This window comes from Enterobacter cloacae complex sp. P27C (assembly GCF_014895705.1).
Lineage (GTDB): Bacteria > Pseudomonadota > Gammaproteobacteria > Enterobacterales > Enterobacteriaceae > Enterobacter > Enterobacter bugandensis.
In genome coordinates this window covers 401521-423788 of record NZ_JADBQB010000001.1, presented here as the reverse complement: position 1 = coordinate 423788, position 22268 = coordinate 401521, and the positions used below count along the sequence as shown (strand labels likewise).

Genomic DNA, 22268 nt, shown 5'->3' with positions numbered 1-22268 from the left:
CCCCTAATGATACCGGCACGGTTAACGGGAGGGATGACTATGGCAGGACTGGATAAGCGCGTCGGCAGCTATGCGCAGGCGCTGGACGGGCTGACGGACGGAATGACCTTGCTGGCGGGCGGCTTCGGCCTGTGCGGCATTCCGGAGAACCTGATTGCGGAGGTCCGACGCCGTCAGGTGAGAGATTTGACCGTGGTGTCAAACAACTGCGGCGTGGATGGATTCGGCCTGGGGATACTGCTCGAAACGCGGCAGGTTCGCAAAGTGGTGGCCTCTTACGTCGGCGAGAACGCGCTGTTTGAGCAGCAGGTGCTGAGCGGCGAGCTGGAAATTGAGCTTACGCCGCAGGGCACGCTGGCTGAAAAGGTGCGCGCGGGCGGGGCCGGTATTCCGGCGTTTTATACGGCCACCGGCTACGGCACGCCCGTGGCGACCGGCAAGGACGTGCGCCAGTTCGCGGGCAAGCACTACATCCTCGAGGAGGCGATCGTCGGCGATTTCGCGCTGATCAAGGGGTGGAAAGCGGACTGGTACGGCAACGTCATCTATCGCCATACCGCGCAAAACTTTAATCCACTGATGGCAACGGCGGGCCGGATCACGGTGGTGGAGGTGGAAGAGATTGTTCCGCCGGGTGAACTGCCCCCGTCGGCAATTCATACCCCGGGAATTTACGTCGACAGGCTGATTGTCGGCCAGTTTGAAAAACGCATTGAGCAGCGCACCCTGCGCGCGCAAGGAGTGTGACGATGTTAACCCGTGAACAGATGGCCATGCGCGTCGCCCGCGAGCTGCGCGACGGTTATTACGTCAACCTGGGGATCGGCATCCCTACCCTGGTGGCGAACTACATTCCGGACGGGATGGACGTGATGCTGCAGTCGGAAAACGGCCTGCTGGGGATGGGGGCTTTTCCCGACGAGCAGACCCTTGATCCTGACATGATCAACGCCGGTAAACAGACCGTGACCGCGCGGACCGGCGCGGCCATTTTCGACTCGGCCCAGTCGTTTGCCATGATCCGCGGCGGCCACGTGGACCTGACCGTGCTGGGCGCATTTGAAGTGGACGTGGAGGGCAACATCGCCTCGTGGATGATCCCCGGAAAGATGGTGAAGGGCATGGGCGGCGCGATGGATCTCGTTGCCGGGGCGCAGAACATCATCGTGGTGATGACCCACGCCTCAAAGAGCGGTGAGTCGAAGCTGCTGCCGCGCTGCACGCTGCCACTCACGGGCGCGGGCTGTATCCGTCGGGTCCTGACCGATCTCGCGCTGCTGGAAATTCAGGACGGCGCGTTCATCCTGCGGGAATACGCCCCGGGCATCAGTATTGACGAGATCGTGCGTAAAACGGCAGGGAAAATCATTGTGGCGGACGACGTGCGCGAGATGCGCTTCACCTGAGGGGTCAGCATGAAAAAGGTCATGATTGTCGGGGCAACGCGAACCCCCATTGGCAGTTTTCGCGGATCGCTCTCGTCCCTTTCTGCGGTTGAGCTTGGGGCCGTCACGGTACGGCACCTGCTGGAGAACAGTGGTCTCAGCGCCGAACAGATAGACGAACTGATTTTCGGCCAGGTGCTGACGGCCGGATGCGGGCAAAACCCCGCCCGCCAGACGGCCATCGGCGCCGGGTTGCCCGTCAGCACGCCGGCGACCACCGTCAACCTGGTGTGCGGCGCGGGCTTAAAAGCGGTCCAGCTCGCCGCCCAGGCGATCCGCTGCGGCGACGCGGAGGTGGTTATCGCCGGCGGTCAGGAGAGTATGAGCAACGCCCCATATCTGCTGGACGGCGCACGTGCCGGGCTACGTTTCGGGCATGCGGGCCTCAAGGACAGCATGATTACCGACGGCCTGTGGGACGCATTCAACGATTACCACATGGGGATCACCGCTGAAAACGTCGCCCGCGAGTATGACATTTCCCGCGAGCAGCAGGACGCCTTCGCCGCCCGCTCGCAGCAAAAAGCGGCGTCCGCCATTGAGTCCGGCCGGCTTGACGCCGAGATAGCGCCGGTGACGGTGAAACAAGGTAAAAAGCCGCCGCTGGTTATTGATCGTGACGAACAGCCCCGACCAGGCACTACTGCAGAGCAGCTTGCGCAGTTGCGCCCCGCCTTTTTGCACGAGGAAGGCACCGTCACGGCGGCGAATGCCTCCACGCTCAACGACGGTGCCGCCGCGGTGCTGCTGATGAGCGAGGAAAAGGCGCGGGAGAGCGGATTGCCTGTCCTTGGCCGCATCGTGAGTTACGCCGTGACGGGCGTTGACCCGTCAGTAATGGGCATGGGCCCGGTCAGCGCCTGCCGGACGGCGCTGGCGCGGGCGGGCTGGACGCTCGACGAGGTGGACCTCATTGAAGCCAATGAAGCCTTTGCCGCCCAGGCATTGGCGGTGGGCCAGCAGCTCGGCTGGGATGAGCACAAGGTCAACGTTAACGGCGGTGCCATCGCCCTGGGCCATCCGATTGGTGCTTCCGGCTGCCGAATCCTCGTGACCCTGCTGTACGAAATGCAGCGCCGTGACGTTAAAAAAGGGCTCGTCACCCTGTGCGTAGGCGGCGGACAAGGCATTGCCCTGACCGTCGAGCGTTAAACCTCTCGTTGGTACCCGAATAATAAGTAAAGTGAGGAGTCATAATGAGTGTGTTAATAGCCCTGGCGGCGCTGGCACTGCTGATGCTGGCGGCCTACCGCGGATACAGCGTTATTTTGTTTGCGCCGATCGCGGCGCTCGGTGCCGTGCTGCTGACCGATCCGGGTGCCGTCGGCCCGACGTTTACCGGCCTGTTTATGGAAAAGATGGTGGGCTTCGTCAAGCTCTACTTCCCGGTGTTCCTGCTGGGTGCGGTGTTTGGCAAGCTGATTGAGCTTTCCGGCTTCTCACGCTCCATCGTCGCCGCCGCAATCCAGATCCTCGGGCGTCGACACGCCATCCCGGTGATTGTCCTGGTATGCGCGCTGTTAACCTACGGCGGCGTTTCGCTGTTCGTGGTGGCGTTTGCGGTGTACCCGTTTGCCGCCGAGCTGTTTCGCCAGAGCGGCATCCCTAAGCGGCTGATCCCGGCCACCGTGGCGCTGGGGGCATTCTCGTTTACCATGGACGCCCTGCCCGGCACGCCGCAGATCCAGAATATCATCCCCACCAGCTTCTTCGGCACGAACGCCTGGGCGGCCCCGTGGCTGGGGCTTATCGGCTCTCTGTTTATTATCATCTTTGGCCTGCTCTGGCTGGAGCGCCAGCGCCGGAAGGCGCTCAATAATAATGAAGGTTACGGCACGGATCTAAAAAATGAACCCGAGACGCCGGATAACATTAATCTCCCGCATCCGCTGATTGCTATCTCCCCGCTGCTGGTGGTGGGCATACTGAACCTGCTGTTTACCCGCTGGATCCCCGGCTGGTACGGCGTGAGTCACGAGCTTACCCTGCCTGGCCTGGCGAAACCGATTGTGACCGAGGTGAGCAAGATCACCGCCATCTGGGCCGTGGAGGCGGCGCTGATCGCCGGTATCGTGCTGGTGCTGATTTTTGGCTTTCGCAATATCCGGGGGCGTCTGGCTGAAGGCAGCCGAACGGCGGTGAGCGGAGCCATTCTGGCGGCGATGAATACCGCCTCGGAATACGGTTTCGGCGCGGTTATCGCGGCGCTGCCTGGGTTCCTGGTGTTATCCAAAGCGCTGGCTGCCATTCCGAATCCGCTGCTAAATGAGGCCATCAGCGTTACCGTGCTCGCGGGGATCACCGGTTCGGCGTCCGGCGGGATGAGTATTGCCCTTGCCGCCATGTCCGACTCGTTTGTCGCCGCCGCCCATGCGGCCAATATCCCGCTTGAGGTGCTGCACCGCGTGGCCTCGATGGCGAGCGGCGGGATGGATACCCTTCCCCATAACGGCGCGGTGATTACTCTGCTGGCTATCACCGGCCTGAGCCATCGCCAGGCCTACGGCGGCATTTTCGCTATCACCATCATTAAAAGTCTGGCAGTACTTTTTGTCATTGCCGTGTTCTATCTGACCGGCATTGTGTAAGGAGAGAAAAATGAATCTGAACGGTAAAACCGCCCTGGTCACCGGCTCAACCAGCGGCATTGGTCTGGGGATCGCCCGCGTGCTGGCGAAGGCGGGCGCGCAGCTGATCCTCAACGGCTTCGGCGACAGCGCATCGGCACGGGAAGAGATTGCGCAACTGGGCAAAAAGCCGGGTTATCACGATGCGGATCTGCGGGACGTATTGCAGATTGAGGCCATGATGCGCTACGCCGAATCGCAGTTTGGCGGCGTGGACATTCTTGTGAACAACGCCGGGATCCAGCACGTGGCTCCGGTTGACGCCTTCCCGGTAGAGAAATGGAACGACATTATCGCCATTAATCTTTCCGCGGTGTTTCACACCAGCCGGCTGGCGCTGCCGGTCATGCGGGATAAAAACTGGGGGCGCGTCATCAATATCGCCTCCGTTCACGGGCTGGTCGCGTCGAAAGAGAAATCGGCCTACGTTGCGGCCAAGCACGGCGTGGTGGGCTTTACCAAATCCCTGGCGCTGGAAATCGCCCGCACGGGTATTACCGCCAATACTATCTGCCCCGGCTGGGTACTGACCCCGCTGGTGCAGCAGCAAATCGACAAACGTATCGCGGACGGCGTACCGCCGGAGCAGGCTCGCGAACAGCTTCTGGCGGAGAAACAGCCTTCAGGGGAGTTTGTTACCCCGGAACAGCTGGGCGAGCTGGCGCTATTTTTGTGCAGCGACGGCGCCGTGAACGTTCGCGGCGCCGCGTGGAATATGGATGGCGGCTGGGTTGCTCAGTGATGAACAGGCCGGGAAAGGCAACGTCGCCGCCCGGCTAAAATCGCTAGCTTGAGCAGCTGACCTCCAGCCGCTTGCCCCAGTCAGGCGGGCGGCTGACGTAATCATCATCCCGGTCGGCAAACGGCGTGCGCAACGCCAGATGCAGACGGTGTAGCTCGTCGTACTCACCCTGCTCTGCCTGCTCAATCGCCCGCTGCGCCAGCCAGTTGCGTAATACCATCGCGGGATTCGCTGCGTTCATCTGCGCCTGACGGGTAGCGTCGTCTACCTGCTCCTGCTGCAGCCGCGTGCGGTACTGTGCAAACCAGTCGTCAAACGCCTGACGGTCAATAAACTCGTCGCGCAGCGGCGAGGCGGCGCTGTGCTGCTCCGTCTGGCTCAGCATTCGGAAGGTGCGGGTGTAATCGCTCCCTTCACGCGCCATCAGGGTAAACAGGCCGTTGAGGATGTCGTTGTCGCCCTTCTCCTGGGTCATCAGCCCCAGCTTGTTACGCATCAGCGTGCCGTATTCCCGCAGCAAAAGGTCCTGATAGCTGTCGAGCGCATCGTTCAGGGCATCAACGTCGATAAACGGCGATAAGGTTTGTGCAAGCCGCTGGAGGTTCCACAGCCCAACCGCCGGCTGATTGTCAAAGCTGTAACGCCCCTGATAGTCGGAATGGTTGCAGATATACCCCGGCTGATAATCGTCCAGGAAACCAAACGGACCGTAATCAAAGGTCAGGCCGAGAATCGACATGTTGTCCGTATTCATGACCCCGTGAGCAAAGCCTACCGTTTGCCAGCGCGCAATCATCGTGGCGGTACGGGCAACCACGTCCCGGAACCAGAGAGCGTATTTATCCGCCTCATCCTGCAGATGCGCCCAGTGGTGGCGAATGGCGAAGTCCGCGAGCTGGCGAACCTTGTCCGGCTCGCGGCGATAGTAAAAGTGCTCAAAATGACCAAAGCGGAGATGGCTTTGCGCTATGCGCATCAGCATAGCCCCCTTTTCCACCGTTTCGCGCGTCACCGGCGTGTCGCTGGTGACGATCGACAGCGCGCGGGTGGTGGGAATCCCCAGCGCATGCATCGCTTCGGATGCCAGACTTTCGCGTATCGTTGACCGCAATACCGCGCGCCCGTCGCCCATTCGTGAGTAAGGGGTAAGACCTGCGCCTTTCAGATGCCAGTCAACCGTCTCCCGGTTGGGAAGCCGTTGTTCGCCGAGCAGGATCCCCCTGCCGTCACCCAGCTGCCCCGCCCAGACGCCAAACTGGTGTCCGCTATAGACCTGAGCCAGAGGCTGCATACCGGGGAGAAGCGTCTCGCCTCCCCAGACGCCAGCATTGTCTGAACGCTGAAACAGATCGGGCGGAATGGCCAGCTCATCGGCCAGCCGATCGTTATGCCAGATAAGACGTGAATTATGTAACGGTGTTGGTTTGAGTGCGGTGTAAAAGCCAGGCAACTCGTCATGCCAGTGAGCAGTAAAAGACAGGGTCATAAGTCCTCCTGCCTTTAGTGTAGAGGGTTTACCCGGACTTAAACACGGGCGAAAGGCAGGGTTATCGCTGCTGAACGAGCGTCGTGACGTGCTCCGCCGAGACGGCTGGCCAGAGCGCACCCTGCATGGCACCAAAATTGAAGGACAGAACGCGCTGCAGCAAACCGTGGTCGTCAATGCCGGAGACGATCACCGACTGGCAGTGCGGCGTTATTTGCCAGAGGATCGCGCGCATAAAAGGCTCGAAAGAAAGCTCAGAAGCACGCTGCTGGATGAATCCTTTATCAAGAATAACCCGTTTAAATAATCCATCATAGACGGCCTTGAGCGATGCAGCACCGGCTCCAAAGTTTGCCAGCACCAGCGGAAAATGGATCGCCATTCTTGCCAGCTGCAGATCGTCCTTTCCGTTATTTAAACCTGGATAGTTCTCATTAACAGTAAACTCAAGAAACGGATAACGCTCAAGAATTGAAACAGCATTCCCATTACTTAATAAAAACTCAACAATTGCTGGTGTAATATTGATCCATGCAATTAACTGATGCTGAATAAAAAACAGTTTACAGGTATCAAGCAATTGCAGTTTTTCGTTAAACAGCGCTAACTCCTCTGCCGCTGAAAGCCGAGGGATAACGAGCTCAGTGGGGATCCTCACATCGGTGCCGACGCCAGTAAAGTTAACCAGTATTTCTAAACCTTTTAGCTCGCCTGCGCTATTACGGGCAGGCAGAAGCATCAGTTCAGACTGGTAAGCATTATCTAGCGTAATAATCATTGCACTCGCCCCGCATTAAAGATGAGAGAGGACATCCTGGAGCAATTGCTGACACAATTCCACTGTCTTGATTTTAATAAGTTTAATTTCATTAGTTCCGTATTAATTTTCAGATTTATCCCTGAATCTAAAATAATCTTATCCTGGTTACTGAATAATAGCCAGTTTTAGATAAAACAGACACATAAGGATGTTGCTAATTTAGGTAAATTTAACTTTAATCAGCTTATTTGAGAAAAACGGCATGGTTTAATAGTTACCATGCCGACATAAGAAACGTGTTCGGGCAGTCTAAATACGTCGCGCCTGCCAGAAATTTTTACGCCAGTACACGTTATCGAGAGAAGAGCGCATCACGCCGCGGCTGGTAGAGGCATGAATAAACTGATTGTCTGTATCATATATCCCAACATGCAGGCCGCTTTCTCCCGATCCGGTTTTGAAAAAGACCAGGTCACCGGGAAGGAGATCGTCTTTATCAATTTCAGTGCCTATTTCCGCCTGCTTGCGCGTGTCACGCGGAAGCTGTAAATCAAACTTGTCACGAAACGTCATCAGGACAAAGCCTGAGCAGTCCACCCCGCCGCGGCTCATGCCGCCGTAGCGATAAGGCGTGCCGCGCCAGTTGCTCAGCTGATCGTTAAGGCTGGCAATAACGGTGATAGAATCCGATAGCCGCGGATTAGGCGGCGGTGCACGATGGCTGCTGCATCCCGCAAGAAAGAGTGCCGCCACGAAGAGAAACCAGAATCGCATTTTCAGACGAATCCTCTGCTTTTATTGTTCTTTTGGTAATTTAGCGTGCAATTGTGTTCACAGGCAAGAAACGGTTACTCCTGCCCGGTAGAAATCAGCATCTTATGTCCCTCTATATCCAGCCTGCGGAACGACATGTTGTAGGCGCGGGCAAGATTTGGCGGCGTAAGAACCCGATCCCGCGTACCGCTGGCGATCATCCTGCCGCGCGACAGGAGCCACACGCGATGGGCGTGACGTAACGTATGGTTAAGATCGTGGCTGCTCATCACTACGGCGATACCTTTTCTGCTCAGAGCGCTTAGCAGGCTATCCAGCGCCGCCTGCTGGGCAACATCCAGACCGCTCATCGGTTCATCCAGCAGCAGCATCCTCCCGTGAGGATTGCCCGCGGGATGGATCTGCAGAATGACCGCCGCCAGACGCACCCGCTGCCATTCCCCTCCAGAAAGCTGGCTGGCATGCCGGGACAGTTTATCTTCCAGCCCTAACGCCGCAGCCACTTCCTCCAGCAGTGCCGTATGCTGTTTGTCGTGCAGATGCAGCATCAGATAATGCCAGACCGGCATCGCAAAAGGCGGTACCTGCTGCTGCACCAGGTAGCTGCGCCGGTGGGCCAGCGAGGCGGGTGACCAGTCGACCAAAGCATGTTCCAGCAGCGTAATCTGCCCTGGCCCGGTGGTCAGCCCCGCCATCCGCGCCAGCAGCGTGCTTTTACCCGCGCCGTTTGGCCCGACGAGATGCAGGATTTCACCCAAATTGATGTCGCAGGTTACCGGCTCCAGACGCCCCTTCTCGGCGACGTCCGTGAGCTGCATCAGCAGCGACATTATTTCGCCAGCGCCAGCTTAATAGATTCCATGACGATCGGGTCCTCAGGCGTCATATCCGGCGAAAAACGCTGAACGACCTGGCCGTCACGACCAATCAGGAATTTTTCGAAGTTCCACAGAATATCGTCCGGATAGAGCGGCGCGCGGCCTTTGCTGGCCATGCGCTCGTAAAAACCGCTCTCTTCCGGCGCAACGGCCTTCGGCGCGGCGGCAATCAGCTTCGCATACAGTGGATGGCGGTCTTCACCGTTGACGTCAATTTTGCTGAACATCGGGAACGTCACGCCATAAGTGGTGCTGCAGAAGGTTTTGATCTCTTCTTCGCTGCCCGGCTCCTGGCCCAGGAACTGGTTGCACGGGAAGCCCAGCACGGTAAAACCGTCTTTCTCCCAGGCCTTCTGAATATTCTCCAGCTGCTCGTACTGCGGCGTCAGGCCGCATTTCGATGCCACGTTGACGATGAGCAACACCTTGCCTTTGTAGCTTTCCAGCGTGGTGTTATCCCCATCAATGGTGGTCACTTCGGTATTCAGGATATCTGACTGCATAGCATTTCCTCAGGTTGTCGATTTAACGTCCAGCTTTTAATAGTAGCCAGATAAAGACTGGCGCGCCCAGCGTTGCGGTCACCACGCCAACAGGCAATTCTGCGGCCGTCAGGGCGAGACGGGCGATGATGTCGGCCACCAGCAGCGTGGCTGCCCCGGCAACCGCCGAGGCCGGAAGCAAGGTTCGATGATCCGTGAAGCCGCAAAGACGCAGCATGTGCGGAATGACCAGCCCGATAAAGCCAATCGCCCCCGCCAGGGCCACGCTCACGCCTACCAGCCAGCCAATGGCAATGACCAGTACGTTACGCCAGAAACCAATCGGCATGCCGAGCTGGCGGGCAGAGATTTCCCCCAGCGCGAGCCGATTCAGCGGCTGGGCCTGCAGCGCAGCCCACGCGATGACCGGCACCAGCAGCGCCATTAGCCAGCCCTGGTGCCAGTCAACGCCGCCAAAGCCGCCCATCATCCAGTACATGAGCTGACGCAGGTCAAAGGAGGTCGAGAAGTAGACCGCCCAGGTCATCAGCGCGCTACAGATGATCCCCAGCGCGACGCCGGCAAGCAGCAGCCGGCTGGTCGACAGGTGCCGTCTGGCGAAGCGAAGAAGAATGACTGTGATCAGCAGTGCGCCGAGAATGGCGCTCAGGCTAATGCTCCAGCCGGAGAGTTCTCCCCCGCCCAGCATCACCGCCGCAATCAGCCCGACGCCTGCACCGTTCGACACCCCCAGCAGGCCGGGCTCCGCCAGCGGGTTTTCGAACAGCGCCTGCATAATGGTGCCAGACAGCGCCAGCGCGGCGCCGACCAGGATCACCGCGACGGTGCGCGGCAGGCGAATTTGCCAGACGAAGAGCTGCCCGTCAGGCCCCAGCCAGCTTTCAGGCCCGATCCAGCTGTCGCCTGCGCAGAGGCTAATACCCGCGGCAAGAATAAGCAGCAGCGCCAGCAGAAGCAGGCGACGCCGATCGGAACGGTGCTGGCGATGAGCATAATCAAGCATGTGTACGGTTTGTTAGCGAGTGATGTAATTGATTTTACGGCGTGTTTGCCGGAGAGCGCAAAGAAAAAAGGCCGCGTGGGCGGCCTTTTTGGTTAGTTCATATTACTCTGCTTTAGGCGTTGCGTTTTCGACGCGGCTCTTTAACTTCTGGCCGGGTCTGAAGGTCACCACGCGGCGGGCTGTAATGGGAATATCTTCCCCCGTCTTCGGGTTACGGCCCGGACGTTGGTTTTTGTCTCGCAAATCAAAATTGCCAAAACCGGAGAGTTTTACCTGCTCACCATTTTCCAGAGCACGACGGATCTCTTCGAAAAACAGCTCTACCAGCTCTTTGGCATCCCGTTTGCTAAGCCCAAGCTTATCAAACAGATATTCTGACATTTCAGCTTTTGTAAGCGCCATAGGTTCAATCCCTCAATGATGCCTGGAATCGCTCTTTTAATGCCTCTACACATTTGGCGACGGTAGCGGCAATCTCCTCTTCTTCGAGTGTACGGCTGGTATCCTGAAGGATAAGGCTGATAGCGAGGCTCTTGAAACCTTCTGCTACGCCCTTGCCGCGGTACACGTCAAATAAGTTTACGCCAACTACCTGATTTACGCCAACTTTCTTACATTCGGCCAAAATATCTGCTGCGGGCACGTTTTCAGCGACCACAACCGCGATATCACGGCGGTTCGCCGGGAAGCGGGAGACGTCCTGCGCCTGAGGAATGATGCGGTCTGCAACCGGGCTCCACTCCAGCTCGAACACGATGGTACGGCCGTTCAGGTCCAGCTTACGCTCCAGTTCTGGGTGGACAACGCCAATGAAACCAACGCGTTTGCCGTCTAAATAAATCGCCGCGCTCTGGCCCGGATGGAGCGCAGGAATCGCTTCCGCACGGAACTCAATTTCAGATAATTTACCGGTCAGATCCAGAATCGCTTCCAGATCGCCCTTCATATCGTAGAAATCAACCGTACCTTTTGCCAGGTCCCAGTGCTCTTCGTAGCGGTTACCGCTGATGGCACCAGCCAGCATGAGATCCTGACGGATGCCTAAATTTGCCTGATTATCCGGCACAAAGCGCAAACCGCTTTCGAAAATGCGCACGCGGTTTTGCTGGCGGTTCTGGTTGTAAACGATAGTCCCCAGCAGGCCCGTCCACAGGGACAGGCGCATCGCGGACATTTCGCTGGAGATTGGGCTTGGCAGGATCAGCGCTTCCTGACCCGGGTGGATCAGCTGCTGCAGCTTAGGATCAACGAAGCTGTAGGTGATCACTTCCTGGTAGCCTTTGTCGTTCAGCATGGTTTTCACACGCTTCAGGGACAGGTCGGCTTCACGGTGGGTGCCCATCACCAGACCCGCCTGCACAGGCTCGTCAGGGATGTTGTTGTAGCCGTAAACACGGGCCACTTCTTCCACCAGATCTTCTTCAATTTCCATGTCGAAACGCCATGACGGCGCAACGGCCTGCCACTCGTCCTGACCTTCGGTCACTTCGCAGCCCAGGCGCGTCAGGATGTCGGTCACCTGCGCGTCGGCAACGTGGTGACCAATCAGGCGATCCAGCTTGCTGCGGCGCAGGGTAATGGTCGCACGCTTCGGCAGAGTCGCTTCGTTGGTGACGTCAATAACCGGGCCCGCTTCGCCGCCGCAGATGTCGATCAGCAGGCGGGTTGCACGCTCCATCGCTTTGTACTGCAGCGCCGGGTCAACGCCGCGCTCGTAGCGGTGAGACGCATCGGTGTGCAGGCCGTGACGGCGCGCGCGGCCGGTGATGGAGAGCGGGCTGAAGAACGCACATTCGAGCAGGACGTTTTGCGTTTCGTCGTTGACGCCAGAGTGTTCGCCACCAAAGATTCCGCCCATCGCCAGCGCTTTGCTGTGGTCAGCAATCACCAGGGTGTCGACGTTCAGTTTGGCTTCTGTGCCGTCCAGCAGCACCAGGGTTTCCCCCTCTTTCGCCATGCGCACAACGATGCCGCCGTCGATACGATCTTTATCGAACGCGTGCATCGGCTGGCCCAGCTCCAGCAGAACGTAGTTAGTGACGTCAACCACGGCGTCGATTGAGCGGATACCGCAGCGGCGCAGCTTCTCTTTCATCCAAAGCGGGGTTGGCGCTTTAACATTAATGCCTTTTACCACGCGACCGAGGTAGCGCGGGCAGGCATCAGCAGCGTCAACCTGAATCGGCAGCACGTCACTGATGGTCGCTTCAACCGGGACAATCTCCGGCGCGTTGAGTTCAGTCTGGTTCAGTACGGCCACGTCGCGCGCCACGCCGATAATACCTAAGCAGTCGGCACGGTTTGGCGTAACGCTGATTTCGATAGTATTGTCATCAAGCTTCAGGTATTCACGGATATCGGTGCCAACTGGCGCATCCAGCGGCAGCTCGATGATGCCGTTGTGGTCGTCGGAAATACCCAGCTCAGAGAAGGAGCACAGCATGCCTTCAGACGGCTCACCGCGCAGCTTGGCCGCTTTGATTTTGAAATCACCCGGCAGTACGGCACCGACGGTAGCCACGGCCACCTTCAGGCCCTGACGGCAGTTTGGCGCACCGCAGACGATGTCCAGCAGACGGTCGCCGCCTACGTTCACTTTAGTCACGCGCAGTTTGTCAGCGTTAGGGTGCTGGCCGCACTCGACTACTTCACCCACCACGACGCCGTTGAAGGCACCGGAAACCGGCTCAACGCCGTCAACTTCCAGGCCCGCCATGGTGATCTGGTTGGAAAGCGCTTCGCTGTCCAGCGTGGTGTTCACCCACTCGCGTAACCACAGTTCACTGAATTTCATTGTTCTGTCCTGCCCTTATTTAAACTGTTTGAGGAAACGCAGATCGTTTTCGAAGAATGCACGTAAGTCGGTCACGCCGTAGCGCAGCATGGTCAAACGCTCCATGCCCATGCCGAACGCAAAGCCGGAGTATACTTCCGGATCGATACCCACGTTGCGCAGCACGTTTGGATGCACCATGCCGCAGCCCAGCACTTCCAGCCATTTGCCGTTTTTACCCATCACGTCAACTTCCGCAGACGGTTCAGTGAACGGGAAGTAGGACGGACGGAAACGAACCTGCAGATCTTCCTCAAAGAAGTTGTTCAGGAAATCGTGCAGCGTGCCCTTCAGGTTGGTGAAGCTGATGTTTTTATCAACAATCAGACCTTCCATCTGGTGGAACATTGGGGTGTGGGTCTGATCGTAGTCGTTACGATACACGCGGCCCGGCGCGATGATGCGGATTGGTGGTTCCTGATCCTTCATGGTACGGATCTGAACGCCAGAGGTCTGGGTACGCAGCAGACGCGTCGCGTCAAACCAGAAAGTGTCGTGGTCAGCGCGTGCCGGATGATGGCCAGGAATGTTCAGGGCGTCGAAGTTGTGGTAATCATCTTCGATTTCCGGGCCAGTCGCCACGGTAAAGCCGAGCTCACCGAAGAAACTTTCAATACGATCGATAGTACGGGTAACCGGATGCAGACCACCGTTTTCAATACGGCGACCCGGCAGAGAAACGTCGATGGTTTCTGCCGCAAGACGCGCGTTTAGTACCGCGCTCTCCAGCTCGGCCTTACGCGCGTTCAGCGCCTGCTGAACCTGCTCTTTGGCTTCGTTAATCACCGCACCCGCTGCCGGGCGTTCTTCTGGCGGCAGTTCACGCAGGGTTGTCATTTGAAGGGTCAGGTGCCCTTTCTTCCCAAGATATTCGACGCGGACATTGTCTAACGCGGCAACATCTGAGGCCTGATTAATGGCGGCTGTTGCACTGGCAACCAGCTCTGCGAGATGTGACATGATTTTCCTCATTATGTCGGTGCAGACACCGATTTGGTGGAGTTATTCTCTCAAATTCAGGCACAAAAAAAGCCTCCATCGGGAGGCTTATCTGGCGCTGTTTTTCGTTTCATCTTTCACGCGCTAGCCTCCTGGAGTCAGGTGCTAAAGTAAAAGAAGAAGCGGAAAATAGCAGCATTCATGCTTGCGTTACCTTGTTGGGTAAAAACCGGTAAGACCTTATTGAAAAGCCTGCACGGATAAATGTCAATCTTCTGATGGTGTTAAATGAAAAGAGGGAGCCAGGCCCCCTCTCTCAACTGGCTTATGCCAGTGCTGCTTTCGCTTTTTCGACCAGAGCGGTGAACGCTACTTTGTCGAATACTGCGATGTCAGCCAGGATCTTACGGTCGATTTCAACAGAGGCTTTTTTCAGGCCGTTGATGAATTTGCTGTAAGAAATACCGTTCTGACGTGCTGCTGCGTTGATACGCGCAATCCACAGTTGACGGAACTGACGCTTACGCTGACGACGGTCACGGTAAGCGTACTGACCTGCTTTGATAACAGCCTGGAAGGCAACGCGGTATACGCGTGAACGCGCACCGTAGTAGCCTTTAGCTTGTTTCAAAATTTTCTTGTGACGTGCACGTGCAATTACACCACGTTTTACGCGAGCCATATGTGCTCTCCTGTATCTATATTCTTAGTAAAAAATTAAACGTTAACGGCTTATGCGTACGGCAGGCACGCGATAACCAGACCCAGATCGCCTTTAGAAACAAGGCCTTTTGGACGCAGGTGACGTTTACGCTTAGTAGATTTTTTGGTCAGAATATGACGCAGGTTTGCGTGCTTACGCTTAAATCCACCACCACCGGTTTTTTTGAAGCGCTTAGCAGCACCGCGTACGGTCTTAATTTTTGGCATCTTAATAACTTCCACTTCGCATTGTTAAATAAACGAAACATAGGCGAACAAAACCTATGAAACCCGAAGGCTCCACAGATTTTGCTGCTTGAAGGCCTTACTGTTTCTTCTTAGGAGCGAGCACCATGATCATCTGGCGGCCTTCGATCTTCGTAGGGAAGGATTCGACTACTGCCAGTTCACTCAGATCGTCACGGACGCGGTTAAGCACTTCCATACCGATCTGTTGGTGGGCCATCTCACGACCGCGGAAACGCAGCGTGATCTTGGCCTTATCGCCATCTTCCAGAAAGCGAATCAGGCTGCGGAGTTTTACCTGATAATCGCCATCGTCGGTACCAGGACGGAATTTGATTTCCTTAACCTGGATAACTTTTTGCTTCTTCTTCTGTTCCTTAGAAGACTTACTCTTTTCATAAAGGAACTTGCCGTAGTCCATGATACGACAAACTGGCGGTTCGGCGTTAGGGCTGATTTCAACTAAATCTACTCCAGCTTCTTCAGCCTTTTCGATTGCTTCTCTCAGACTCACAATCCCCAGCTGCTCGCCTTCCAGACCTGTTAAGCGAACTTCCTGGGCGCGAATCTCGCCATTGATACGATTCGGACGTGCCGTTTGAACTCGTTTTCCGCCTTTAATACCTTATTCCTCCAGTTGTTGAAGACTGCGGCTGCGAATCTCTTGTTGCAGCTTCTCAATCACTTCACTTACGTCCAGGCTGCCCAGGTCTTTACCACGGCGGGTGCGAACGGCAACTTTGCCTGCTTCCACCTCTTTATCACCACAGACCAACATATACGGGACACGACGTAAAGTGTGCTCGCGGATTTTAAAGCCAATCTTCTCATTTCTCAAGTCTGCTTTTACGCGAATGCCCGCATTTTGTAGTTTCTGCGTCAATTCTTTAACGTAATCTGCCTGAGAATCGGTAATGTTCATCACCACGACCTGCACTGGCGCAAGCCAGGTTGGGAAGAAGCCCGCGAACTCTTCGGTCAGGATGCCGATGAAGCGCTCCAGAGAACCGAGAATAGCACGGTGAATCATGACCGGTACCTGACGCTCGTTGTCTTCGCCAACATAAGAGGCGCTTAAACGCTGCGGCAGGGAGAAGTCCAGCTGTACAGTACCGCACTGCCATGCGCGATCGAGGCAGTCATACAGGGTAAATTCAATTTTCGGACCGTAGAATGCGCCCTCGCCCAGTTGGTATTCGAACGGAATACCGTTCTCTTCCAGCGCTACGGCGAGATCCGCTTCTGCGCGATCCCAGGTCTCATCGCTACCGATACGTTTTTCCGGACGCGTTGAGAGTTTGACCACGATCTTCTCGAAGCCAAAGGTGCTGTACATATCGTAGACCATACGAATACAGGCGTTAACTTCATCACGTACCTGATCTTCAGTACAGAAGATATGCGCATCATCCTGAGTAAAGCCACGCACGCGCATCAGACCGTGCAGCGCACCTGATGGCTCGTTACGGTGGCAGCTACCGAACTCCGCCATACGCAGCGGCAGGTCGCGGTAGGATTTCAGACCCTGGTTGAAGATCTGAACGTGGCCCGGGCAGTTCATTGGCTTGATGCAGTATTCACGGTTCTCGGACGAGGTGGTGAACATCGCATCTTTGTAGTTGTCCCAGTGGCCGGTTTTTTCCCACAGCACACGGTCCATCATGAACGGGCCTTTCACTTCCTGATACTGGTACTCTTTCAGCTTGGAACGTACGAACGTTTCCAGTTCACGGAAGATAGTCCAGCCATCGTTATGCCAGAACACCATACCCGGCGCTTCTTCCTGCATGTGGTACAGGTCAAGCTGCTTACCGATTTTACGGTGGTCACGCTTCGCGGCCTCTTCCAGGCGCTGCAGGTACGCGTTCAGGGCTTTCTTATCCGCCCACGCGGTACCATAGATACGCTGCAACATCTTGTTGTTGCTGTCGCCACGCCAGTAGGCGCCGGCGATCTTCATCAGTTTGAAATGATGACAGAAGCGCATGTTCGGCACGTGCGGTCCACGGCACATGTCGACGTATTCTTCGTGATGGTACAAGCCAGGCTTGTCATCATGAGCAATGTTTTCATCGAGAATAGAGACTTTATAGCTTTCGCCACGCTTGACGAAGGTTTCACGCGCTTCGTGCCAGCTGACTTTCTTCTTGATGACGTCATAGTTGGTCTCGGCGAGCTCGTGCATACGTTTTTCGAGCGCGTCGATATCTTCCTGGGTCAGGGTGTGGTCAAGATCAACGTCGTAGTAGAAACCGTTGTCGATAACCGGACCGATCGCCATTTTGGTGTTTGGCCACAGCTGCTTGATAGCATGACCCAACAGGTGTGCGCAGGAGTGACGAATGATCTCCAGACCTTCTTCGTCTTTCGCGGTGATGATTGCAAGCGTCGCATCGTTTTCAATCAGATCGGACGCATCAACCAGCTCACCGTTAACACGGCCGGCGATGGTCGCTTTCGCGAGGCCAGGACCGATGTCCAGGGCGACATCCATAGGGCTAACAGCGTGGTCGAAATGGCGTTGGCTGCCATCAGGAAGAGTAATTACAGGCATTTTATATCCTTATTTGCAGTGATGCCCCACACATAAGAGCATATACAAAGAAAATAATCGTGATTTGACAATAGATTACGACACCATCTGACCAACAATCGTCAAATTGGTTCGTCATCATGCACCTGCCGAATTCAGATTAATGCGGATTTACGGCAAGCGACGTAATGTTAACACTATCAGCAAGGAGATTGCACCCTCTGCAGCCAGAATGATGGGCTGGCACGTAGCGTAAATTTGCAGATTGCATCTCTCCGGCGCTCGCATTTCAGACATGCTGGGCTACTCTTGAACATGCCTTTTATATCAACAGGTGCATACCATGAATGTATCCAGTAGAACGGTTGTGATTCTGAACATCCTTTCCGCAACAGGTTTAGTGTTGATCCTCGCCGAACGATTCCACTGGTTCTGAGCCGACCCCTTGTTGGCATAACTCGATCGCTCCCGGGAAGGCGCATCTTTTGGCCCCGTTTGATAGACTATGCGTATCAACGAACAAGGATTAGGTTATGCCAACAAAACGATTTGCCGTAAAACACTGGAAAATGGTGCTGGTGCTGGTTGCCATCTGCGGTGCAATGCTGTTATTTCGGTGGGCGGCAATGATTTGGGGCTAAGTACAAATAAAAATAAATGCCGTTGCGCGTGATGAGAATTTATTGGCGCAGGTTAACCATAATAATGAAAACGGGCCGACACTTTCATCGGCCCGCTATGATTACATTTTATAGCCCAGCGAAATCGTGGTTCTGCGATCGGTATGATCCGGTGCCGTTTCTGGCGGTGAAGAGTTCCAGGTCACGTTGTAGGCCAATTTCAAACCGAAGTGTTCATTGATAGCCACATTCAAAGCGCTTTCGGAGTTCAGCGTCGTATCCTCGGCACCAAACACAGAAACACCCTGCGTAAATTTGGTGTTATCGGTCATTTGCCAGGCATACGTGCCGGAAGCATAGCCCAGCGGCTGGGTTTCATTTTCGCCATTGGTGTACTCGTCATAGCGGACACCAGGACCGAATTCGAAACGGAGGCTGTGTACCGGACCATTCAGGAACTGACGACCATAACCGGCGGTGAACACATCGCGCTGGCGATAGCCGTTAAAGCGGTCGGTTAACCAACTTGCCTGACCAAAGATGTAGTCATAGTCGGTCATGTTGTAACGGCTACGTCCACCGACCGCGTATTTCTCGGATGAGCGTTCATCGTTAGCGGACGTGTTGCTGGCATTCCCCCACAGCGACCATGCAGTGGTATTGCCGTACCAGGTCAGGGTGCTGTCCGCCGTCAGAGAAGAGCTTTTCGTGTTACCCGATTGCGCAAGATACCCGGCGTTCAGGTTACCTTCAAACGGTTTTTTGGCAGTGGAGGGATCGTCCATGACAGTAAAAACGGTGTCATCGGCGGCTGCATTCAGTGATGCAAAAACGCCACCCGCCAGCATCAGTGCTGCGGGTACTGTCTTCAAAAGCTTCATTTTATTTAAGGAGTCCGTACAACAAAAAAAGAGACCACCACGGTCTCGGAAACTTTCTTGAGGATCAATGACAAGGCGTCCAGAGAAAGGTAACAAATTATAAAAAGGCGCAAATAACATAGCAATATTTTCTTATTTCATTTTTTGAATAAGAACGATCTCAAAACGCGTTTTATTTTATATATCCCTCATCGCATTTATGTCAGCATTCATTTTTAAAATCATACTGTTATTTACATTGCCTTCCTGTCGATCGGTGCCAGGCTTAAAAGAACCCATGCTAAAAGGAGGTTATGATGGCTTCTATTTATACGCTGACGCTCTCCCCTTCCCTCGACTCCGCGACCATAACGCCGCAGATTTACCCGGAAGGTAAACTACGCTGTAGCGCACCCGTATTTGAGCCGGGCGGCGGCGGGATTAACGTTGCGCGCGCGATTACCCACCTCGGCGGTAAAGCGACTGCCATCTTTCCGGCCGGTGGTGCCACGGGGGAGCATCTTGTTGCCTTGCTGGCCGATGAACAGGTTGCCGTGGATACCGTAGACGCCAAAGACTGGACCCGGCAGAACCTGCATGTCCACGTTGAGTCCAGCGGGGAACAGTATCGTTTCGTTATGCCAGGCGCCAGGCTGAGCGATGATGAGTTTCGTCAGCTGGAAGAGAAGGTGCTAACCATTGAAAGCGGCTCGCTGCTGGTCGTCAGCGGTAGCCTGCCGCCAGGCGTCAAAACAGAAAAGCTGACAGCACTGGTTGATGCCGTACTTCAGCGCGGCATTCGCTGCATTGTCGACAGTTCAGGCGAAGCCCTGCAGGCGGCATTAGAACCCGGACAGCTTGAGCTGGTTAAGCCTAACCAGAAAGAGCTGAGTGCGCTTGTTAATCGCGAACTTAGCCAGCCGGATGACGTGCGTACTGCCGCAGAAGAACTGGTTCGCAGCGGCAAAGCGCACCGCGTTGTCGTCTCTCTCGGTCCTCAGGGTGCGCTGGCCGTCGACAAGACGGGCTTTGTGCAGGTTGTTCCGCCCCCAATGAAGAGCCAGAGCACCGTCGGCGCAGGCGACAGTATGGTCGGCGCGATGGCGCTGAAGCTGGCGCAGGGTGCATCACTTCTGGAGATGACGCGCTATGGCGTCGCGGCGGGGAGTGCCGCCACCATCAATCAGGGAACGCGCCTGTGTTCGCTTGCCGATACACAGAAAATCGTCGATTACCTGTCACGAAGCTAACCGATATATCCCCCTCCTGACCGAGGGGGAATATCTGTGGAAGTCGCCAAATATGGCGTATCGACTATGCTAAAAAAACTTTCAGGATAACAACGAGGTGAATTATGAGCAGTGGTGATATCACCCGCTACGTCGTGACCATCAGCCTTCATGAAGCATCGCTGACCGAGCTTAACGAGCTCAACAATGCCTTTACACGGGCGAATTTCCTGCTCACGCTAACGGATGACGAAGGTCATATTCATGATTTAGGCACCCTGGCGTTTGGCCTGATCGCAGCCCTGAGTGAAGAAGAGGTGCATGCGCTGGCCGCCAGCCTGGTGGAAAGCGTGACCGACAAGCCTGCCGACATCACCGTGGAGACGTGGGAACGCTGGCAGAAAAAAGAACAATAAGTGCCCTGCATGAAATTAATCCGCTCAGGTGTGCGTTAGTTCGTATTTTTTTACCGCAGTTATGCGCTAACTTTATGATCTGGCAGACAACATGGGAGAGTCAACATGTGGCAGGCTATCAGTCATCTTTTACATGAGCAATTGGGTGAAGGTGAAATTGAACTGCGTAACGAGCTGCCGGGCGGGGAAATTCACGCCGCGTGGCATTTACGCTACGCAGGACGCGATCTGTTCGTTAAATGCGACGAGCGAGAGCTGCTCCCGATTTTTACCGCTGAAGCCGATCAGCTTGAACTGTTGTCCCGCAGTAAAACGGTGACGGTACCTGAGGTGCTGGCCGTGGGCAGTGACCGGGACTACAGCTTTCTGGTGATGGACTATCTCCCTGCCCGCCCGTTGGACGCCCATAATGCCTTTATTCTCGGGCAACAGTTAGCGCGTCTGCACCAGTGGAGCGACCAGCCCCAGTTTGGTCTCGACTTCGACAACGACCTTTCCACCACGCCGCAGCCCAATGCCTGGCAGCGCCGCTGGTCGACGTTCTTTGCCGAGCAGCGCATCGGATGGCAGCTTGAACTGGCCGCAGAGAAAGGGCTGGAATTTGGCAATATTGATGCCATCGTCGAGCATGTGCAACAGCGCCTGGCCTCCCACCAGCCTCAGGCGTCTTTGCTGCACGGTGATTTATGGTCCGATAACTGCGCGCTGGGCCCCAACGGCCCGTATATCTTCGACCCGGCCTGCTACTGGGGCGACAGAGAGTGCGATTTGGCCATGTTGCCCCTGCATCCCGAACAACCGCCGCAAATATACGATGGGTATCAGTCTGTCTCCCCCCTGCCGCCGGACTTCCTTGAGCGCCAGCCCGTGTATCAGCTCTATACGCTGATGAACCGAGCCATTCTTTTTGGCGGGCAACATCTGGTCAACGCCCAGCGCGCGCTTGAACGCGTGCTTGCGGCTTAAAGACAAAACGGGTGGCCTTGCCGCCACCCTAATTCGTTACAGAAAACCGAGCAGTGAGAAGAAGAAATATCCCGCCACGATGATGATAACCGGCAGGATATAGAGCGGGAAAATTTGCAGGAAAATGGTGTGACGAGGCACCACAATGCGGGATTCAATCTGCTCCCGGCTCATTCCTTCAGGACCTTTCGCCTTCTCAAGGATAAGCTGATCTTCCACCCCTTCCCGTAAAAAACGGGTCTGGCGACTCATTCGTGCGCCCGATGCCTGCAGCGCCATCGCAATAAAAATCAGCGCATAGATAATCCAGAACCCAATATTCAGCTGCTGGTGAAAGTCCGGCGTTGGCGAGTTGAACCAGAAGACGTTCAGGAACGGGGTGTTAAACCGCACCATCTCAATCATGACATGCGCAAAATCAAGCATTACCGCATTAATGCCCGGCTGTTTTTCGCTGTGATCGTACATAAACTTCAGCACGGATATCAGCGTAGAAATGACGGCAGGAATAAAAATCACCCAGCCTGCAATACGTTTTAAGACAGCAATGCGTCCAGCTTGTTGATACGTCATCAGTTCCTCTTCATAAAGACGCGTGATTTGAGCCTAAGTCTACCTGCTGGACATCAATTTCGCCCGCTCTTTAAAAGCAATATGCTAAATTGCAGACTGTGCTTAGCACTTATCGTCTGTCGAACACCTGGAT

26 protein-coding genes and 1 other annotated feature are annotated in these 22268 nt (G+C 55.6%); of the genes, 10 read left to right on the top strand and 16 right to left on the bottom strand.

Annotation, left to right across the window (positions count from 1 at the left end; translation table 11 throughout):
* The first annotated feature begins 39 nt into the window (after positions 1-39).
* From IM291_RS02110 to IM291_RS02090, 5 genes are read left to right on the top strand one after another with little or no spacing between them, the layout of a single operon-like run.
* Complete coding sequence (locus tag IM291_RS02110) at positions 40-747, top strand: CoA transferase subunit A (RefSeq protein WP_028012827.1); 708 nt, start codon at positions 40-42, stop codon at positions 745-747.
* 2 nt (positions 748-749) lie between these two features.
* Complete coding sequence (locus IM291_RS02105; protein WP_048956218.1) at positions 750-1406, top strand: CoA transferase subunit B; 657 nt, start codon at positions 750-752, stop codon at positions 1404-1406.
* Between the two features lie 9 nt (positions 1407-1415).
* Entirely contained in the window at positions 1416-2597 is a 1182-nt protein-coding gene (locus tag IM291_RS02100) for an acetyl-CoA C-acetyltransferase (RefSeq protein ID WP_192985984.1), read from the top strand.
* 41 nt (positions 2598-2638) lie between these two features.
* Positions 2639-4033 (top strand): GntP family permease, encoded by a 1395-nt coding sequence (locus IM291_RS02095; protein ID WP_192971188.1) that lies wholly within the window; start codon positions 2639-2641, stop codon positions 4031-4033.
* A 10-nt stretch (positions 4034-4043) separates the two neighbouring features.
* The gene (locus IM291_RS02090; protein ID WP_045261579.1) at positions 4044-4814 is read left to right on the top strand and encodes a 3-hydroxybutyrate dehydrogenase; all 771 of its coding nucleotides are present in this window, start codon (positions 4044-4046) and stop codon (positions 4812-4814) included.
* 43 nt (positions 4815-4857) lie between these two features.
* Here IM291_RS02090 and selO read toward each other — a convergent pair whose 3' ends face one another.
* From selO to thrS, 14 genes are all read right to left on the bottom strand, one after another.
* Entirely contained in the window at positions 4858-6300 is a 1443-nt protein-coding gene (gene selO / locus IM291_RS02085) for a protein adenylyltransferase SelO (protein ID WP_192985982.1), read from the bottom strand.
* Positions 6301-6361: 61 nt separating this feature from the next.
* Entirely contained in the window at positions 6362-7078 is a 717-nt protein-coding gene (locus tag IM291_RS02080) for an EAL domain-containing protein (protein WP_028012821.1), read from the bottom strand.
* A gap of 291 nt (positions 7079-7369) precedes the next feature.
* Positions 7370-7834 (bottom strand): C40 family peptidase, encoded by a 465-nt coding sequence (locus IM291_RS02075; RefSeq protein ID WP_028012820.1) that lies wholly within the window; start codon positions 7832-7834, stop codon positions 7370-7372.
* Between the two features lie 74 nt (positions 7835-7908).
* Entirely contained in the window at positions 7909-8664 is a 756-nt protein-coding gene (gene btuD / locus IM291_RS02070) for a vitamin B12 ABC transporter ATP-binding protein BtuD (RefSeq protein ID WP_192985981.1), read from the bottom strand.
* Complete coding sequence (locus tag IM291_RS02065) at positions 8664-9215, bottom strand: glutathione peroxidase (protein ID WP_028012818.1); 552 nt, start codon at positions 9213-9215, stop codon at positions 8664-8666. The genes btuD and IM291_RS02065 overlap by 1 nt, the downstream gene beginning before the upstream one ends.
* A 22-nt stretch (positions 9216-9237) precedes the next feature.
* Positions 9238-10218, bottom strand: coding sequence for a vitamin B12 ABC transporter permease BtuC (btuC, locus tag IM291_RS02060; protein WP_048956211.1), 981 nt, complete (start codon positions 10216-10218; stop codon positions 9238-9240).
* A gap of 102 nt (positions 10219-10320) precedes the next feature.
* Positions 10321-10620, bottom strand: a complete 300-nt coding sequence (gene ihfA / locus IM291_RS02055) for an integration host factor subunit alpha (protein ID WP_003857805.1) — start codon at positions 10618-10620, stop codon at positions 10321-10323.
* A 4-nt stretch (positions 10621-10624) separates the two neighbouring features.
* Entirely contained in the window at positions 10625-13012 is a 2388-nt protein-coding gene (pheT, locus tag IM291_RS02050) for a phenylalanine--tRNA ligase subunit beta (protein ID WP_192985980.1), read from the bottom strand.
* Between the two features lie 15 nt (positions 13013-13027).
* Positions 13028-14011, bottom strand: a complete 984-nt coding sequence (pheS, locus tag IM291_RS02045) for a phenylalanine--tRNA ligase subunit alpha (RefSeq protein ID WP_010426091.1) — start codon at positions 14009-14011, stop codon at positions 13028-13030.
* A gap of 62 nt (positions 14012-14073) precedes the next feature.
* Positions 14074-14198: a sequence feature (Phe leader region), on the bottom strand.
* A complete protein-coding gene (gene pheM / locus IM291_RS02040; protein WP_001386830.1) occupies positions 14149-14193 on the bottom strand; it encodes a pheST operon leader peptide PheM in 45 nt (14 codons plus the stop codon). Its footprint overlaps the feature before it by 45 nt.
* A gap of 117 nt (positions 14199-14315) precedes the next feature.
* The gene (gene rplT, locus IM291_RS02035) at positions 14316-14672 is read right to left on the bottom strand and encodes a 50S ribosomal protein L20 (RefSeq protein WP_000124850.1); all 357 of its coding nucleotides are present in this window, start codon (positions 14670-14672) and stop codon (positions 14316-14318) included.
* Positions 14673-14722: 50 nt separating this feature from the next.
* Positions 14723-14920 carry a 50S ribosomal protein L35 gene (gene rpmI / locus IM291_RS02030; protein ID WP_003030583.1) on the bottom strand — a complete coding sequence of 66 codons (198 nt, stop codon included), beginning with the start codon at positions 14918-14920 and terminating at the stop codon, positions 14723-14725.
* A 97-nt stretch (positions 14921-15017) separates the two neighbouring features.
* Entirely contained in the window at positions 15018-15560 is a 543-nt protein-coding gene (gene infC / locus IM291_RS02025) for a translation initiation factor IF-3 (protein WP_023616141.1), read from the bottom strand.
* A 3-nt stretch (positions 15561-15563) separates the two neighbouring features.
* Positions 15564-17492, bottom strand: coding sequence for a threonine--tRNA ligase (gene thrS, locus IM291_RS02020; RefSeq protein WP_028012814.1), 1929 nt, complete (start codon positions 17490-17492; stop codon positions 15564-15566).
* Positions 17493-17814: 322 nt separating this feature from the next.
* Here thrS and yncL point away from each other — a divergent pair, with 322 nt between their 5' ends.
* The gene (gene yncL / locus IM291_RS02015; protein ID WP_071787459.1) at positions 17815-17907 is read left to right on the top strand and encodes a stress response membrane protein YncL; all 93 of its coding nucleotides are present in this window, start codon (positions 17815-17817) and stop codon (positions 17905-17907) included.
* A gap of 97 nt (positions 17908-18004) precedes the next feature.
* The gene (yniD, locus tag IM291_RS02010) at positions 18005-18112 is read left to right on the top strand and encodes a small membrane protein YniD (protein WP_088205299.1); all 108 of its coding nucleotides are present in this window, start codon (positions 18005-18007) and stop codon (positions 18110-18112) included.
* Between the two features lie 101 nt (positions 18113-18213).
* On the opposite strand, the gene IM291_RS02005 is transcribed toward yniD, so the two are convergent.
* Positions 18214-18972, bottom strand: coding sequence for a YdiY family protein (locus IM291_RS02005; RefSeq protein ID WP_028012813.1), 759 nt, complete (start codon positions 18970-18972; stop codon positions 18214-18216).
* 296 nt (positions 18973-19268) lie between these two features.
* Between IM291_RS02005 and pfkB the strand changes: the two genes are divergently transcribed.
* From pfkB to IM291_RS01990, 3 genes are all read left to right on the top strand, one after another.
* Entirely contained in the window at positions 19269-20201 is a 933-nt protein-coding gene (gene pfkB, locus IM291_RS02000) for a 6-phosphofructokinase II (protein WP_049000726.1), read from the top strand.
* Positions 20202-20305: 104 nt separating this feature from the next.
* The gene (gene ghoS, locus IM291_RS01995; RefSeq protein WP_028012811.1) at positions 20306-20596 is read left to right on the top strand and encodes a type V toxin-antitoxin system endoribonuclease antitoxin GhoS; all 291 of its coding nucleotides are present in this window, start codon (positions 20306-20308) and stop codon (positions 20594-20596) included.
* Positions 20597-20701: 105 nt separating this feature from the next.
* Positions 20702-21562: a fructosamine kinase family protein gene (locus IM291_RS01990; protein WP_041910453.1), complete on the top strand. Its 861-nt coding sequence runs from the start codon at positions 20702-20704 to the stop codon at positions 21560-21562.
* A gap of 36 nt (positions 21563-21598) precedes the next feature.
* On the opposite strand, the gene IM291_RS01985 is transcribed toward IM291_RS01990, so the two are convergent.
* Positions 21599-22135, bottom strand: a complete 537-nt coding sequence (locus tag IM291_RS01985) for a YniB family protein (protein WP_049000725.1) — start codon at positions 22133-22135, stop codon at positions 21599-21601.
* Positions 22136-22268 lie beyond the last annotated feature (133 nt).